The following is a 14,708-nucleotide window of genomic DNA, read 5'->3' as shown; positions in this document are numbered from 1 at the left end:
AATATTTCCATCTTTTTGATTTTAATCACTTATAACAGAAATAGACACTCTGTAGGCACCGTAAAAGAACAACAAATAATTTCAAATAAAGCTTGCATTTGCCGAAAAATTTTTCTAAAAATTTCCGTTTTAATCACCTCAGCCACCTTTATCCAAAGCTATATTGACGATTTAAATGATGCGCTCAATCAGCTAAAACCCGGAGCCGCTTTGACACGGATTCAAGCCGCTTGGTTGGGCGCTTGTTTAACGTGCATACTGCTAATGAACTCTGTTTGCTGGGCTAAGTTTGAGCGAGCAAGCCTTGGAGATTGCAAAGTAGCCGCATTATCCTGGGTGTTTCGTAAAGCAAGTATACCCTGGGACTGTTTGCTACGGGTGAGTGTGGTCTTAATTTTAAAACGTTATGGCATTACTGAAGGTGTGTTGGCCTTTGATGAATCAGACCGAGCACGATCTAAGTCTACAAAACGTATTTATAAGGTTTACAAGCAGAAACACAAAGGCTCCGGCGGGTATGTTAATGGACAAACGATAGTATTATTGCTGCTAGTTACCTCATCCATTACAGTGCCTGTCGGTTTTTTCTTTTATATGCCGGATCCAGCCTTAAAGCAGTGGAATAAAGAAGATAAACGGTTGAAAAAGAGCGGTATAGCAAAAAAAGATCGGCCTATTAAGCCTGAACGTGACAGTGCCTACCCGACCAAAACAGAGATTGCATTAGGCTTATTAAAAGAGTTTAAAGTTGCGCATAGCCTGATTAAAATTAAAGGCGTACTGGCTGATGCGCTGTATGGTGAAAAGCCTTTATGGACGAAGCCGCTAAAGAATCTGGAGGCTCGCAGGTGATTAGCCAATTACGTAAAAACCAAAAAATTGAATATAGAGGTAGAATAAGGTCAGTCGAGAGCTACTTTAATTCGATTAACAAAGGCATTGATCAGATAATACGTGTACGTGGCGGCAAAGAGATTAAAGTGACTGTCAGCAGTGCACGATTAAAGGTGAGTTCTCACAGTAAAAAGCGCTTTGTCATTGCCTTAAAATATGACGGTGAAAACGACTATCGCTATTTAGTGGCGACAGACCTGACTTGGCGCACACAAGATATTATTCAAGCCTATACGTTGAGATGGCTGATTGAGGTTTTCTTTGAGGACTGGAAGCTTTATGAAGGATGGGGGCGTGAGGCCAAACAATTAGATGAAGAGGGATCAAGCCGTGGCCTGATTCTGAGTCTTTTGTTTGACCATTGCCTTCTCCTTCACCCAGAGCAAATAGCCCGCATTGAAAGCAAACTACCTGCGTATACCGTAGGAAGCTTACAGCGCAAGTCTCAAATGGATGTACTGCTTGAGTTCATCATGTCATTGCTAGAGTTTCCAGATCCTGGTGATAAGCTGAAAGAGTTAGGTGAATTAATAAAGGATGTGTTTCAACTGATGCCATCAGGAAAACATATGATTGGCAGAGATTTAGGGCGCTTAGAGCCAACACCATCATTAAAGTATTGTTCTGCTGGGTGAAGGTAAGAGTTTGATGGCAATGGGATGGAAAAACTTGAACATCGAGTGATAGGCGACAGGGCGATTCGCTGATTCGACGTGTGCTAGCAGCACGCGAGAGGAGCAAGAATTGCATTCCGAATAGCCGTCCAGTCAGTGAGGTAGTAATGACGAAGCGGCTTTTGTGCGTAGTCGTTGCGGACGCAGGGCGTTCAGGGCATCTCCCATCCGCTGCGTAGGTGAACGAATTATGGCGACAGGAGTCCCGGAATTTCGTGAGGTAGCATGGCGCGCCTGCTTAGCCTGCATTTTAAAAAGCGGACTAAAGATCCGCAACCCAATGTGCTCAAGTCGTTATGTGCACTTAGTAATACCAGGCGCCCCAACCACCCCAGGCATTCCAGTCCATGGCTGCATCCCGGTTCATTTCGGCCGTGCGCTGCTCGACGTTGAGTTTTGCATATTCCTGATAATTTTCCTGCGTACCCATATACAGGCATTTACAGAATTCAGCATCCGCATAGGCATCATAAACAGCTCCATTTTGGATATGGCTAATCACTTCTCGCTGTTTCATGGATTGAACATGCGCCAGCTTTCCGGGTGAATCTGCAAATTTAACTTTAAACCCGGCAGCCGCCAGCTTTTGCTCATCGCTAGTTGCATTGCTTTTTTCTATCATGGCACAAGCAGACAGCGTAGATCCAGCAAGTAACAGCATGCCTGCTGTTTTTAAAATATGTTGCATATTAAAATCTCCTTATCATGTTTCATAAATATTAATCTGGGTGAGGCTAGAAAAAATATAGCTTAACGTGTTTAGTATAGCAATTATTATTTCTAGTTCAGACTCATCGTGCTTAAAAAATTAAAGATTATGGTATCTATTTAAGTCAAATAAGCCTGCTCGTAATCCACGGTATTTTTCATGCTCTGCATTAAACCAGTCTACATAATGCCAGATTTCCGGATTGGTGCGTCGTATACCAAATTGCCTGTAAAATGCTTCTTTGTCATCGCTGTTACGCGCATGTTTAATGCCGTCAACAAATGACTGTAACTGATCTTTTTCTACATGAAAGAAAAAGTTCGGATAACTTCCTAAAAATCCAGGTACTACGGTTAGCGTGTCAAGGTCAGGCTCACTGCGTAAATCTTCTGATAGCATAAATGAGACATTTGCCAGTGCCTTATTCAATAATAACGTGTAAATCAGCTTGGTATTTTTGTCTTTATCTGTGACCTTGACTATGGACATTTCCGGCAACAAGCCTAGCTCTGCGCCTTTAAGTTTAGAGAGTTTGCTCATGGCAAGATCCGCTTGTTGCTGGAATGCTGTTGTCTTAGGCTTTATGCAGGCTTCCTGCTCACATGGGTTTATGGATTCTTTCTCACTCACTGCCTTACCTAGTCGCTGTCTAATTTGTGCAAATAACTCCTGCTTGTAGTTGTTCGTTTTATAGACCACAGCCGTCTCATGACCCGCACTGTAATAAGGTGTATTCAGATAAGTAGCAATGTCACCGCTAATACCCCTATACCAACTTTGATGTACCTTTTTCCGATGATCTGCGGGTAGCAGTCTAAGCAAACCACCTTCTCCATCCATACGTAAGAAGCCCATATACAGCCGGGTTGCAAGTTGATGATCGATAGAACCATAGACATTAAAGCCGGCAACCAGTAAATAGTGGATGCGCTCAAACAGCGGATAATCAAACAACCAGCCTGTTAAAGGTGTTTCTCCGACTAGACCTTCAACCACTGTTGCACTATCAAAGTGTCTGAAAATAGTGAGCGCGGCATTCTGATTATGACCATCGCCATCCCAGATATCATCGATGCCAAAACCACCGTATTCATCTATCAATTGATTGGAAAATTTATCTTTATTTTTAAGATATTCTTGTGCAAGGTTATTATATTTTCGCCAGCCAAATACCCCTAATTTGTCTCCAGCAGCACCAGGCAGGCTTAATATAGGATCCTGCTGTTTCAGAAATAGTGCAAATTTCTCCGCTATTCCGGTATCTTGCTTACGTCCATCCGGTTCCAGGAAAACCACCCAGAACCTATCACGTATTACATTTAAAGCAATTTGCCCTCTACATACAGGACCTTTAATAAACCCAGAAATAAAATATTGGGCATCATCCAGCAAAAAATGATAGCGCGCATGTCTTGGCAACTCAGAGAATGATGAAAATGGATTAGCTGCGACTTGAGGCAAATATGAGGGCAGCTTTGTAACCTTATAGTTCTCAGTAAAGAATAATTCCTTATACCGCTGCATTTTTTCTTCACTGAATTCATAGACAAAATGTGTCTTATCCACGATAACACCTTCTACCGGACGTAAGCGATAATAAAACCTGGCAACACCAGGGGCATCATAGGGAAGTACCGTAGCTATTTCCTCAATCGCCTGACCTGAAGGGGTTGTGGAGCGTACTAAGCGATAAAATTCCTTTTTGGGGTGTCTCTGGAAGTGAATATGCCCCAGAAACAGATGTTCAAAAATATACCGCGAAACCAGTTGTTGCTTTAAACTCTGGCGATTGAAAAAATGTTCCCACTCTGCAATTGCTTTAACTGCAACATTTGATGGCACGGGGTCAGCATCAAATTTAGCACCCTCCTGTAACCATTGCATAATGGTATATTCCTGCTTTAGTGATAGGCCGGGCATGGCGTAGGGCATTCCCCACCCTGGATGATCCCGTTTAAACCCCGCGAATTCGGCTACTGTGGGGCAGGATAATTCTCGACCCAGACCAAGATCGAATGAATCAGCTAATTTCCCTGACTCGGGCAGCGGGTTGCCCCGTTTTAATATTAAGAATTTAGCTAACAAGGAATTATTTATATTTGCCTGAGCTGAATTTACCCGTTCATTCAGAACTGGATAAAAGTCTTTTTCCCGCCAGCCTGCTGTCGATGTTGCATCAATAAACAAACGTGTAGGATCGATAGCTTCTAATCTAGCACCATACACAACTTGTTTGGTAGCGCCCCGGTCTAACCCGGTAGTGGATCCTAGTTTTAATTGACATGGCGCATCATAACAAGCATGACAGGCGACACATCTCGTGTCTAAAATAGGTTTAATATCCTGGTGATAGGAAATGGCATCTTTAGCCAGCGAATTATCTGCTGCGAGTGTGCGCAGCTTAGGTTCCGATGATCCATATAAAGCCTCAAAGTCTGGCGATTGGACTGTTTGGTAAACGGTTGTACAACCACTGATAATAATAAAAACAACAGCAAATAAGGTATGAGCTTTGGTACTGATATATTTTGGCATGGCTTGACCGTTATAATTGTTTTTATTGGGGCATCTGTACAATACAGTATATTTTAATTTCCCGTAATATTCTCAGCATTATAATAAAAGCGTCTGCTTGCTTGAATTAATATGTCACGCAGATAATACATTTACAAGAGCTGTTAAATCAGCAATCACCAATTTCAATGCCAGCTGGAATTTTCTCAATCTCCAGTAGACGTCCCTTTTCGGTAGTCGATATGGATAAAATAACATCAGGTGATCCTATATACCCTGCGCCTTTTTCCGGCCATTCAAAAAAGCAAATACTTTGCTCCTGCAAATAATCAGCAATACCAATCCACTCCAGTTCTTCAGGGTCGACCAAGCGATATAAATCAAAATGAAAAAACAACCGCTGTTGCAGCTGGTATTCCTCGACGATATTATAAGTCGGGCTTTTTACGGTTCCAGTATGCCCGGCTGCGCGCATAAATCCGCGAACTAGAGTCGTCTTGCCGGCACCTAAATCACCACTGAGAAAAACTACACATTTTTCAGGTAGTGCATGAAATAATTTCGCACCAAATGCTTCAGTTTCTGCTGCTGACTGTAATGAAAACTGCACTTTAATTAACCACCTGTCTTAAAAATTGTATGACTTCACTGGCATGCAAGCCCCGCTGCCCCTTTTTTTCTACTGCTATATCCGCTGCTAAACCATGTAAATATACACCTTGCTGCGCGGCCTCAAGCAAGGAATATTTCTGTACCAGAAAACTGCCAATCAAGCCGGATAAAACATCGCCCATACCTCCTGATGCCATCCCCGGATTGCCAGTGGTATTCACATAGACATCTGCACCTGCACATACCAGAGTTCCTGCACCTTTTAAAACGCAGATACCACCATATTGATGCTGTATCGCTCGCACTGCTGCATATCTATCCTGCAATATATCAGCGTTAGTACACTGTAATAAACGTGCTGCTTCACCCGGGTGTGGCGTCAGAATCCAGTTATCCGCATAGGCAGGAGATTCAGCCAGTAAATTTAACGCATCCGCATCAATCACTCGAGGTACATCCAGAGCAATTAAAGTTGGCCAGATACTTTGCGCCCAGTCACGTTGCCCGAGGCCTGGACCTAAAACCAGAACCGTTACCTTAGCACACAGGCTGTCAATATCAGCTATCTGCTCTAAGGCATGTCCCATTAATTCAGGGCAAAACAAATGCGTTTGTAATGCATGTGCTTTGCGTGTAGCCACACTAACCAGCCCCGCGCCACTATTTAAAGCAGCTCTCGCCGCTAAATGGATTGCTCCCGCATAGCCATAATCGCTACCCACTACCAGCACATGTCCGAAATCCCCCTTATGCGCGCTAGCTTTTCGCCAGGCGAGTTTAGCGGGTTGTATTAAATATTCATGCACAGCTTGTGCTTGAACAATAGCATCTGGTACTTCTAAATCAGCAAAAATCACCGTGCCACAATAGTCTGCCGCAAGACCCGTAAATAAGCCTTTTTTTAACACAATAAAGCTAATGGTAAAATTGGCAATTATGACACAACCCATAATATTACCCGTATCTGCATTTAAGCCAGACGGTATATCAACCGCTAGAACAGGAATATCCAGCGCATTAATATAGCCAATGGTATCTGCAAATTTTCCGCTGACAACTCGATCTAATCCAGTACCTAGCAATGCATCGACTACCAGATCAGTCGATTTATCCAACAATTTAACATCGATTGTTATTATGCCACCCGCAGCTATATAGGCATCTTTTGCCCGTGCTGCATCACCTTGAAGTTTATCTTCTGCCACCAGGGAAATTAGTTGTACATGATACTCTGCGCGTAGCGCGATGGTAGCAATTAAATATCCATCACCTGCATTATTACCGGCACCACACACAACGGATATTTTCTGGGCTTGTGGGTAATAATCCTGTATCGCCTTGAACCCGGCTTCTGCCGCTTTAGTCATCAATTGAAAGCCTGTTATACTAGGTACAGCTTGAGCCATACGATCTATATCTCTGGCTTGCTGTGCAGAATACAGTTGAGTAGGTAAAGTTTGCATAAGGTCGTGGCTTAAAATCAATAAATGAAAGTATTATAGAATGGATACCGCAAGCATTGAACTCTCCCTGCAAATTAAACAATGGGGTTATGAATTAGGCTTTCAGCAAGTGGGTATCACCGACACCAACCTACAACAGGCAGAGCAACGTCTGCATAACTGGCTTGCACAGGGCTACCAGGCTGATATGGGCTATATGTCCAAACATGACTTAAAGCGTAGCCGCCCCGCCCTGTTACAACCGGACACGGTAAGTATTATTTCGGTGCGCATGGATTATTTACCCGAAGCCCATGAGCCGATGGAAACCAACTTAAACAACCCGGTTGCCGCGTTTATTTCTCGTTATGCCTTAGGACGTGATTACCATAAAGTGCTGCGTAAACGCTTACAAAAACTTGCCCGGCGTATCGAACTGGAAGTAGGCACCTTTGGTTATCGTGCTTTTGTGGACTCTGCGCCAGTACTGGAAAAAGCCATCGCGGAAAAAGCAGGTTTGGGCTGGATAGGCAAACACAGCAATATCATTAATAAAAAAGCGGGCTCGTGGTTTTTTCTGGGAGAAATTTATACTACCCTGGCTTTGCCGGATGATACTCCCAGTCAAAACCACTGTGGGCAATGTACCGCCTGCATAGATATTTGCCCCACACAGGCAATTGTCGCACCGTATCAAGTAGATGCCAGGCGATGTATATCCTATTTAACCATAGAATTAAAGGGTTCAATTCCAGAAAACTTAAGGCCTTTAATGGGCAATCGTATTTATGGCTGTGATGACTGCCAGCTCATTTGCCCGTGGAATCGCTTTGCGAAGATCAGCAGCGAAGCCGATTTCAGCCCTCGGCATAATCTCAATGCACAACATCTGATTGAATTATTTAACTGGACTGAAGCTGGGTTCTTACATAAAACCGAGGGTTCGGCCATAAGACGTATAGGCTATCAGCAATGGCTACGTAATATTGCGGTTGCACTGGGTAATGCTCCTGCGTCTAGCTCAATCAGGCAGGCACTGAATGCTAAAGTACAGCACTCATCTGAGCTGGTCAGAGAGCATGTATTGTGGGGTTTGCAAAGGATGGAGGGTTAAGCTTATTCAGCTTTAATAGTAGAAGCTGCCACATTAGCGGACTAAAGTCCGCTCTACTAATGAATAACTGAAGTTTCCCAATAATTATTTATGGTAAAATTGAAACTATGCTACAACTATATGAAAAAATAGTCTTTTCATTCGTTTCAAATGCTATTGCCTAAGGGGAATTAAGTAGGGGTTTGCTATAAACATGGCAAAACCACCTAAAATAAACCTCGATACACCAGCATTGTGTCTTTCAGCTACTCAATAATTGGGAAACTTCAGATGAATAAGAACCAGGTCTCCTGCCTTTACCTTATTGAATAGATCCAGCACATCTGCATTACGTATTCTAATACAGCCATGTGATTCGGGCTTGCCTTGCATTAAATGATCCGGGCACCCGTGTATATAGATATAGCGCCAGGCACTATCCACCAGACCATAGCGATTGAACCCGGCTTCCAGACCTCCTAGCCACAATATTCTTGTTAAGATCCAGTCCCGGTCGGGATATTTTTGACTCAGTTCAGCGCTATAAATTTCACCTGTCGCACGTCGCCCGACAAAAACACTGTTTAAGGGCTGCTCTTTACCGATCCTGGCTCTGATTTTATGCCAGCCCCTAGGTGTGCATTCCGAACCCATACGCTCACCCGCCCCGTTTTTAGCCGTCGAGACTCGGTAGCTATTGACAACTTTTTTATTGTCAATAATATCCAGCGTCTGCTTCGCGATACAAACTACGATATATCGATTGGGTAGAGTATTTGACATGGTAATCATTGATCGTAGGGCGTGGCTTTAGCCCGCCATGTACTGAGAATATTATAATAAGGCGGGCTAAAGCCACGCCCTACGGTTTGTGTATCTACCTCACTTATTTTTTAAATAACGCAATCGACTCAACATGCCCCGTTTGCGGGAACATATCCATAACCCCAGCTTTAACCAAAGTGTAGCCTAATTCATTAACTAAAATCCCGGCATCTCTGGCTAGGGTAGACGGATTACAAGAGACATACATCACTAATTCCGGATCCCATTTTTTCAGATTATGCAGCACCTCAGATGCGCCTGCGCGAGAAGGGTCGAGCATCACCTTATTGTATTTTTGTCTTGCCCAGGCCTGATCACTGACATCTTTACTTAAATCGGCTGCAAAAAACTCGACATTAGAAAGATTATTTAATAGGGCATTTTCTTTGGCATGATTAACCAATGGCTGATCACCTTCTATACCTACAACATGTCCTGCTTTAGTGGCGATAGGCAAGGTAAAATTTCCCAGACCACAGAATAAGTCCAGCACTTTATCCTGTTCATTAAAGTCCATTTCCTGCATCACTCGATTGACCATTTGCCGGTTAATCTCATAGTTTACCTGGGTAAACATCGCAGGCTTGAAGCGAAAGGTGATACCCTGATCTGGCAGAGAATAAGTAGGTATTACTTCTGGCTCACCCTCTATCGGCACGATCGTATCCGGGCCTTTTGATTGCAGACACATGGAAATATCGTGCTGATGGCCAAAAGCACGCATGATTTCCTTATCTTCATTAGTCGCGGGTTCCAGTACGCGAAAAGCAAGCACACAATCGTCATCACCTATCGCTACTTCAATCTGCGGGATTTTATCTTTAATACTTAACTGGCCTATCATGGCTGATAAGTCCATTAATTTTTCACCGATAATAGGATGCATCACTTTACAGCTCTCAATTTCTGCCAGGAATTGATTGCGCCGCTCTCTAAACCCAACCAGCACACGGCCTTTTTTTGCTACATATTTAACACCCATCCGTGCTTTGCGGCGATAGCACCAGTGCGGCCCTGTTAATGGCTCCCAGATCTCGTTAACCTCAACTTTGCCGATACGTTGAAACTGGTCTAGTAATAAGTCTTGCTTAAACATAATCTGAGCTGCATCGCTGACATGCTGAAAACTACAGCCACCACAGCGACCAAAATGGGGGCACTCTGCTTCAACTCGCTCAGGCGCACGCGTGAATAGAGTTTCTACTTTACCTTCGGCATAGTCTCTACGGCTATCGGTATAAATAAATTCCAACTCTTCACCGGGCAAGGCTTCATCGATAAACACTACTTTGCCATCCACATGAGTCACTCCCCTGCCATCATGTGCCAGGGATTCTATGCTTACTTTAACCGGACCTTCGGGTAACTTTCTTTTCTTATGGTATCGTCTACGTGGCATTATATGTTTGTTCTGATTGTATGATTAAGCTTACTTGTAGAGCGGACTTGAGTCCGCAATTCCTGCAGTTCCTAGCGGACTCAAGTCCGCTCTACAGTGTTGCATTTCACATTTACTTGGCCTTGCCCTGCAAAGCCAAACGAATGATATCCTCACAGCTTTTATCTTCCTGCGCGATATTCTGTACCATTTTACTCGCATCCTGCGCTTTATAACCCAGAGCACATAAGGCACTGATAGCTTCTTGTTTCGCACTGCTTCTTGCTAAACCGCTGCCCTGCTCCGGATTGCTACTATCGCTAGTGGCAGAACTCTGTGCCGGTAGCTTATCGCGCATTTCTATAATCAGGCGCTCAGCAGTTTTCTTCCCTACACCCGGCAGCCGGATTAAGGCCGCAGTATCATTATCATGAATACAGCGATGAAATTCATCTGCACTTTGCCCGGACAATATAGTCAGAGCCAGTTTTGGCCCGACGCCATTAACCTTAATCAGAGTACGGAACATCAGCCGGTCGGCTTCAGTGGAAAAGCCAAACAGGATATGTGCATCTTCGCGTACCACCAGATGCGTATGCAGATGTACCGATTCCCCCATAGCAGGGAGGTTATAAAAGGTAGTCATCGGGGCTTCGATTTCATAGCCAACGCCTTGCACATCCAGCACAAGTATTGGCGGTGTTTTAGTCACTAACTTACCGCGTATAAATCCAATCATGAAGGCACGCCCTGATTTATTCGTCTTTGTGTTTGTTGCAAATTTGCATGGCAAAGGCTAATACCTAGCGCATCACTGGCATCTATTTGCAATTCACCGCTTATGCCTAGCAAAATTTTAACCATTTGCTGTACCTGTGATTTGTCAGCCGAGCCTTTACCTACCACCGCTTGTTTTACTTGTCGTGCCGCATATTCAAATACTGGAATATCAAATAACTGTACCGCACAAATTGCAGCGCCACGTGCCTGGCCCAATTTCAGGGCAGAATCTGCATTCTTATGCATAAACACCTGCTCTATTGCCATCTCGGTTGGCTGATATTGCTCTACTATATCGCTGATGCCAGCAAAAATTTGCTTTAAGCGCAGCGGGAAATTATCACCTTTAATACGCAAACAGCCACTGGCTATATATTGATAGCCAGTGGCTGTCTCGTCTATTACACCAAATCCAGTCAGGCGCGAACCTGGGTCGATGCCTAAAATTCTGGCCACGTGTTATGCATCGGCCAGTTGATTCATTACGTCTTCACTAATATCTGCATTTGAATAAACGCTTTGCACATCATCCAGGTCTTCGAGTACATCCACCAGACGCAGTATTTTTTCTGCATCTTTAGCATCTAATTGAGTTAAAATTTCTGCCTGCATGGTGACTTCACCACCTTCAGGCTCATAACCAGCCGCAACCATTGCTTCTTTGACATTTAGATATTCTTCCCATGCAGTCATGACATCTATCGAGCCATCATCATGAGTAATCACGTCTTCAGCACCCGACTCTAAGGCAACTTCCATAAGTGCATCTTCATCAACGCCGCAGGCATAGCTGATAATACCTACCTTATTGAACATATATGCAACGGAACCATCGGTCCCCAGATTACCACCGGCCTTGGAAAACGCATGCCGAACTTCAGCAACAGTACGATTACGATTATCAGTTAAACAGTCAGCCAGTACTGCGATACCACCAGGGCCATAGCCTTCATAGCGTACTTCTTCATAATTAACGCCATCCATTGCGCCAGTTGCTTTTTTTATCGTATTATCAATCGTATCGCGCTTCATATTAGCGCCTAGAGCTTTATCAATCGCTGAGCGCAACCTAGGGTTACTAGCTGGATCTGCACCACCTGATTTTGCCGCAACCGAAATTTCCCGAATGATCTTGGTAAATAATTTACCTCGTTTAGCATCCTGCCCAGCTTTGCGGTGTTTAATATTTGCCCACTTACTATGTCCTGCCATTGCTACTCTCTATAACGGTTGGGGGGGTAAAAAAGATAAATTCTAACATAAACAAATTAAAAATGCGGAGTAGGCTTTAGCCTACACAGCATTGATAAACATGTAGGCTAAAGCCTACTCCCTATTTACTATATCAGGCATCAGTGTTCCCATTGAAAGAAGAAGTACCTAAACAAAGCAGCCTATAACCTACCTGAAGGTAGCACCACTCGAATATTTCCATCTTTTTGATTTTAATCACTTATAACAGCAAATAGACACTCTGTAGGCACCGTAAAAAAACAACAAATAATTTCAAATAAAGCTTGCATTCGCTGAAAATCAGGGAAACGGAGCCTAAGCGAAGTGATGATTTTTAGTCCGCGATAGCCGTAGGGCCGTTATTTTGTCGGAGTCTGAGCGTTAGCGAAGGTGGAGACAAAATAAAAGGCCATCCGACACGGCGTCAAGTCATTTGGAGCCTATGTTCCGACCCCTTGTTGGGTCGGGACGAGGTGACGAGGACGAATCGGGGCCGCCGGAGGCATAAGTGGTCGCGTTAAGTTTTTGCTGCTTGCTTGGGCTGGGATGCCCAAAACAAGCTTTCGCAAAAATAGCGACTCCCCGATACCGAAAAAATTTTTCTAAAAATTTCCGTTTTAATCACCTCATAAACGGATATCACCCACGCTGTCAGCCCCGGACGGGCTGATAGTCTCCAGAAGGCGCAGGGAAATTTGCCAATCCGAAGTGCGCGATAGCGCGCGAGGGAGGCCAAAATTTTATCCCGAATAGCCGTAGAGCCATTTGTGGTAGCCATGACTGAGCTGCTTTGTGCTCAGTCTGTGGCGGACGCAGGGCGGCTGGAGCATCTCCTATTCGCTGCGTAGGTGAACGAATTACGGCGACAGGAGTCCCGGAATTTCGTGAGGTAGCATGGCGCGCCTGTGCTTAAAGACCTACCACTCTCTGAACATATTCACCAACACTGCAATGAAAGTATGGAACGTGCCCTGTTAGCAGAACGTCATCCTTTGTGGGCTCGTTCATGCCCAGAGTTGAAGGATATCGACTTTATTCGCCTTGGGTTATTACGCTGTATCAGTGTAGTCGATAGTGGTCGCCATTTCCTCCAAACCAATGAACAGATTTATGGCCAGCTGCTTCCCCACTCAACGTATTTTAAATCACTGAAGTCGCATAGACGAACAAGCAGGCGCGCCATGCTACCTCACGAAATTCCGGGACTCCTGTCGCCGTAATTCGTTCACCTACGCAGCGAATAGGAGATGCTCCAGCCGCCCTGCGTCCGCCACAGACTGAGCACAAAGCAGCTCAGTCATGGCTACCACAAATGGCTCTACGGCTATTCGGGATAAAATTTTAGCCTCCCTCGCGCGCTATCGCGCACTTCGGATTGGCAAATTTCCCTGCGCCTTCTGGAGACTATCAGCCCGTCCGGGGCTGACAGCGGCAGAGCTATCATCTTCACGCTGAAACACTGCTATCGCAAGGCATTGATTATCTTAAAGCATTCCCGGAACTTGACGAATACACCAGAGAAGCAGCGGATGGACATTTTATTGATCATGCCTTCCATACTGAAAAAAACAGCAAGGGGAAAGTTTATGCGGCCGGGGGGATTTACGCGTTGAATCTCAGAAGTGGGTTGCTCAGATTTCTTTGTCTGGTGACAAACGGAACTCAGAGACATCAAGAAATACCTGTGTTACGAGATCATATTGAAAAGCAAAACAAGGGAAATAACAGCTCTCAGAAACATCTCTATGTCTACGATAAAGCCGTCACCGACTTTGTCTGGTGGGATCGGCAGAAACGACATGCTAATTACATGATTTCAATGCTAAAAGAAAATTCAATTGCGACTCTGGTTGAGTCTATCCCTTTTGACTCCCAGCATGAGATCAATACAGGAGTTGAAGCATACAGTGTGTACGAAAACAAGGGCATCAAATTTAACGTGGTGGATTACCGTGATCCAGAAACCGGAAAACTTTACCGGTTTGTGACAACCTTGCCAATGACTATTAACCCTGGAGCCATTGCCATGCTATATTTCAAACGTCGGGGAGTCGCTATTTTTGCGAAAGCTTGTTTTGGGCATCCCAGCCCAAGCAAGCAGCAAAAACTTAACGCGACCACTTATGCCTCCGGCGGCCCCGATTCGTCCTCGTCACCTCGTCCCGACCCAACAAGGGGTCGGAACATAGGCTCCAAATGACTTGACGCCGTGTCGGATGGCCTTTTATTTTGTCTCCACCTTCGCTAACGCTCAGACTCCGACAAAATAACGGCTCTACGGCTATCGCGGACTAAAAATCATCACTTCGCTTAGGCTCCGTTTCCCTGATTTTCAGCGATGGACGATTGAAAAGACATTCAATAACACTAAAAGTAATTTCAAGGAAACTAAAGCTTGGTCTTCCAATACCCGCTCACTTGAAAATCAAATGCGCCTGACTGCAATGAGCTATAATTTAATGCGCGTGTTTGAAGAGATTTCAAAAACACAAGAGCCAGAATTGATTCATCCATCGGATAAAAAATATAGCGAGGCTCTGGAGATAAGGCAGCA

The 14,708-nt window shown here is 44.4% G+C and carries 19 protein-coding genes; 7 read left to right on the top strand and 12 right to left on the bottom strand.

Translation table 11 applies throughout. The features are described from left to right. The first annotated feature begins 15 nt into the window (after positions 1 to 15). Both K6984_RS31545 and K6984_RS31540 read left to right on the top strand, forming a co-directional pair. Entirely contained in the window at positions 16 to 852 is an 837-nt protein-coding gene (locus tag K6984_RS31545) for a transposase (protein ID WP_230988235.1), read from the top strand. Next, a complete protein-coding gene (locus K6984_RS31540; protein ID WP_230988234.1) occupies positions 813 to 1,529 on the top strand; it encodes a hypothetical protein in 717 nt (238 codons plus the stop codon). The genes K6984_RS31545 and K6984_RS31540 overlap by 40 nt, the downstream gene beginning before the upstream one ends. Positions 1,530 to 1,661: 132 nt before the next feature. Here K6984_RS31540 and K6984_RS22090 read toward each other — a convergent pair whose 3' ends face one another. The 5 genes from K6984_RS22090 to K6984_RS22070 form a co-directional block, all read right to left on the bottom strand. Further along, positions 1,662 to 1,817, bottom strand: coding sequence for a hypothetical protein (locus K6984_RS22090; protein WP_221897465.1), 156 nt, complete (start codon positions 1,815 to 1,817; stop codon positions 1,662 to 1,664). A 55-nt stretch (positions 1,818 to 1,872) separates the two neighbouring features. Continuing rightward, positions 1,873 to 2,256, bottom strand: coding sequence for a hypothetical protein (locus K6984_RS22085; protein WP_221897464.1), 384 nt, complete (start codon positions 2,254 to 2,256; stop codon positions 1,873 to 1,875). A gap of 120 nt (positions 2,257 to 2,376) precedes the next feature. Next, entirely contained in the window at positions 2,377 to 4,812 is a 2,436-nt protein-coding gene (locus K6984_RS22080; protein ID WP_221897463.1) for a fatty acid cis/trans isomerase, read from the bottom strand. A 148-nt stretch (positions 4,813 to 4,960) separates the two neighbouring features. Continuing rightward, the gene (gene tsaE / locus K6984_RS22075; RefSeq protein WP_221897462.1) at positions 4,961 to 5,401 is read right to left on the bottom strand and encodes a tRNA (adenosine(37)-N6)-threonylcarbamoyltransferase complex ATPase subunit type 1 TsaE; all 441 of its coding nucleotides are present in this window, start codon (positions 5,399 to 5,401) and stop codon (positions 4,961 to 4,963) included. Position 5,402: 1 nt separating this feature from the next. Next, positions 5,403 to 6,866 (bottom strand): NAD(P)H-hydrate dehydratase, encoded by a 1,464-nt coding sequence (locus K6984_RS22070; RefSeq protein WP_221897461.1) that lies wholly within the window; start codon positions 6,864 to 6,866, stop codon positions 5,403 to 5,405. A 40-nt stretch (positions 6,867 to 6,906) separates the two neighbouring features. Here K6984_RS22070 and queG point away from each other — a divergent pair, with 40 nt between their 5' ends. Beyond that, on the top strand, positions 6,907 to 7,959 hold the full coding sequence (gene queG, locus K6984_RS22065; protein WP_221897460.1) for a tRNA epoxyqueuosine(34) reductase QueG: 1,053 nt from the start codon (positions 6,907 to 6,909) through the stop codon (positions 7,957 to 7,959). A 249-nt stretch (positions 7,960 to 8,208) separates the two neighbouring features. On the opposite strand, the gene K6984_RS22060 is transcribed toward queG, so the two are convergent. The 7 genes from K6984_RS22060 to K6984_RS22035 all read right to left on the bottom strand — a co-directional run bounded on the left by K6984_RS22060 (position 8,209) and on the right by K6984_RS22035 (position 12,932). Then, positions 8,209 to 8,721, bottom strand: a complete 513-nt coding sequence (locus tag K6984_RS22060) for a L,D-transpeptidase family protein (RefSeq protein WP_221897495.1) — start codon at positions 8,719 to 8,721, stop codon at positions 8,209 to 8,211. Between the two features lie 103 nt (positions 8,722 to 8,824). Next, positions 8,825 to 10,162, bottom strand: coding sequence for a 23S rRNA (uracil(1939)-C(5))-methyltransferase RlmD (gene rlmD / locus K6984_RS22055; protein WP_221897459.1), 1,338 nt, complete (start codon positions 10,160 to 10,162; stop codon positions 8,825 to 8,827). Positions 10,163 to 10,274: 112 nt separating this feature from the next. Then, positions 10,275 to 10,880 (bottom strand): Holliday junction branch migration protein RuvA, encoded by a 606-nt coding sequence (gene ruvA / locus K6984_RS22050; RefSeq protein WP_221897458.1) that lies wholly within the window; start codon positions 10,878 to 10,880, stop codon positions 10,275 to 10,277. Further along, positions 10,877 to 11,377: a crossover junction endodeoxyribonuclease RuvC gene (gene ruvC / locus K6984_RS22045; protein WP_221897457.1), complete on the bottom strand. Its 501-nt coding sequence runs from the start codon at positions 11,375 to 11,377 to the stop codon at positions 10,877 to 10,879. Before ruvC ends, ruvA begins: the two co-directional genes overlap by 4 nt. 3 nt (positions 11,378 to 11,380) lie before the next feature. After that, complete coding sequence (locus K6984_RS22040; protein WP_221897456.1) at positions 11,381 to 12,133, bottom strand: YebC/PmpR family DNA-binding transcriptional regulator; 753 nt, start codon at positions 12,131 to 12,133, stop codon at positions 11,381 to 11,383. Between the two features lie 461 nt (positions 12,134 to 12,594). Then, positions 12,595 to 12,723 (bottom strand): hypothetical protein, encoded by a 129-nt coding sequence (locus K6984_RS34525; protein WP_263458596.1) that lies wholly within the window; start codon positions 12,721 to 12,723, stop codon positions 12,595 to 12,597. Next, complete coding sequence (locus K6984_RS22035) at positions 12,672 to 12,932, bottom strand: hypothetical protein (protein ID WP_221897455.1); 261 nt, start codon at positions 12,930 to 12,932, stop codon at positions 12,672 to 12,674. Before K6984_RS22035 ends, K6984_RS34525 begins: the two co-directional genes overlap by 52 nt. A 12-nt stretch (positions 12,933 to 12,944) precedes the next feature. Here K6984_RS22035 and K6984_RS34520 point away from each other — a divergent pair, with 12 nt between their 5' ends. The 4 genes from K6984_RS34520 to K6984_RS22020 all read left to right on the top strand — a co-directional run bounded on the left by K6984_RS34520 (position 12,945) and on the right by K6984_RS22020 (position 14,354). Further along, positions 12,945 to 13,067, top strand: a complete 123-nt coding sequence (locus K6984_RS34520; RefSeq protein WP_263458835.1) for a hypothetical protein — start codon at positions 12,945 to 12,947, stop codon at positions 13,065 to 13,067. Beyond that, complete coding sequence (locus tag K6984_RS22030) at positions 13,060 to 13,374, top strand: hypothetical protein (protein ID WP_221897454.1); 315 nt, start codon at positions 13,060 to 13,062, stop codon at positions 13,372 to 13,374. Before K6984_RS34520 ends, K6984_RS22030 begins: the two co-directional genes overlap by 8 nt. A gap of 79 nt (positions 13,375 to 13,453) precedes the next feature. Further along, positions 13,454 to 13,609, top strand: coding sequence for a hypothetical protein (locus K6984_RS22025; protein WP_221897453.1), 156 nt, complete (start codon positions 13,454 to 13,456; stop codon positions 13,607 to 13,609). 154 nt (positions 13,610 to 13,763) lie between these two features. Continuing rightward, on the top strand, positions 13,764 to 14,354 hold the full coding sequence (locus K6984_RS22020) for a hypothetical protein (RefSeq protein WP_221897452.1): 591 nt from the start codon (positions 13,764 to 13,766) through the stop codon (positions 14,352 to 14,354). Positions 14,355 to 14,708: the final 354 nt, after the last annotated feature.

The organism is Bathymodiolus japonicus methanotrophic gill symbiont (genome assembly GCF_019721995.1).
Lineage (GTDB): Bacteria > Pseudomonadota > Gammaproteobacteria > Methylococcales > Methylomonadaceae > Methyloprofundus.
This window is presented reverse-complemented; position numbering and strand designations above follow the sequence as displayed.

Excerpts from the sequence above, each read along its gene's own strand:
- K6984_RS31540 (WP_230988234.1), top strand. The coding sequence starts at position 813 with ATGGACGAAGCCGCTAAAGAATCTGGAGGCTCGCAGGTGATTAGCCAA.
- K6984_RS22090 (WP_221897465.1), bottom strand. The coding sequence starts at position 1,817 with ATGCAGGCTAAGCAGGCGCGCCATGCTACCTCACGAAATTCCGGGACT.
- K6984_RS22085 (WP_221897464.1), bottom strand. The coding sequence starts at position 2,256 with ATGCAACATATTTTAAAAACAGCAGGCATGCTGTTACTTGCTGGATCT.
- K6984_RS22080 (WP_221897463.1), bottom strand. The coding sequence starts at position 4,812 with ATGCCAAAATATATCAGTACCAAAGCTCATACCTTATTTGCTGTTGTT.
- K6984_RS22070 (WP_221897461.1), bottom strand. The coding sequence starts at position 6,866 with ATGCAAACTTTACCTACTCAACTGTATTCTGCACAGCAAGCCAGAGAT.
- queG (WP_221897460.1), top strand. The coding sequence starts at position 6,907 with ATGGATACCGCAAGCATTGAACTCTCCCTGCAAATTAAACAATGGGGT.
- K6984_RS22060 (WP_221897495.1), bottom strand. The coding sequence starts at position 8,721 with ATGTCAAATACTCTACCCAATCGATATATCGTAGTTTGTATCGCGAAG.
- rlmD (WP_221897459.1), bottom strand. The coding sequence starts at position 10,162 with ATGCCACGTAGACGATACCATAAGAAAAGAAAGTTACCCGAAGGTCCG.
- ruvA (WP_221897458.1), bottom strand. The coding sequence starts at position 10,880 with ATGATTGGATTTATACGCGGTAAGTTAGTGACTAAAACACCGCCAATA.
- K6984_RS22040 (WP_221897456.1), bottom strand. The coding sequence starts at position 12,133 with ATGGCAGGACATAGTAAGTGGGCAAATATTAAACACCGCAAAGCTGGG.
- K6984_RS22035 (WP_221897455.1), bottom strand. The coding sequence starts at position 12,932 with ATGGCTACCACAAATGGCTCTACGGCTATTCGGGATAAAATTTTGGCC.
- K6984_RS22025 (WP_221897453.1), top strand. The coding sequence starts at position 13,454 with ATGGCTACCACAAATGGCTCTACGGCTATTCGGGATAAAATTTTAGCC.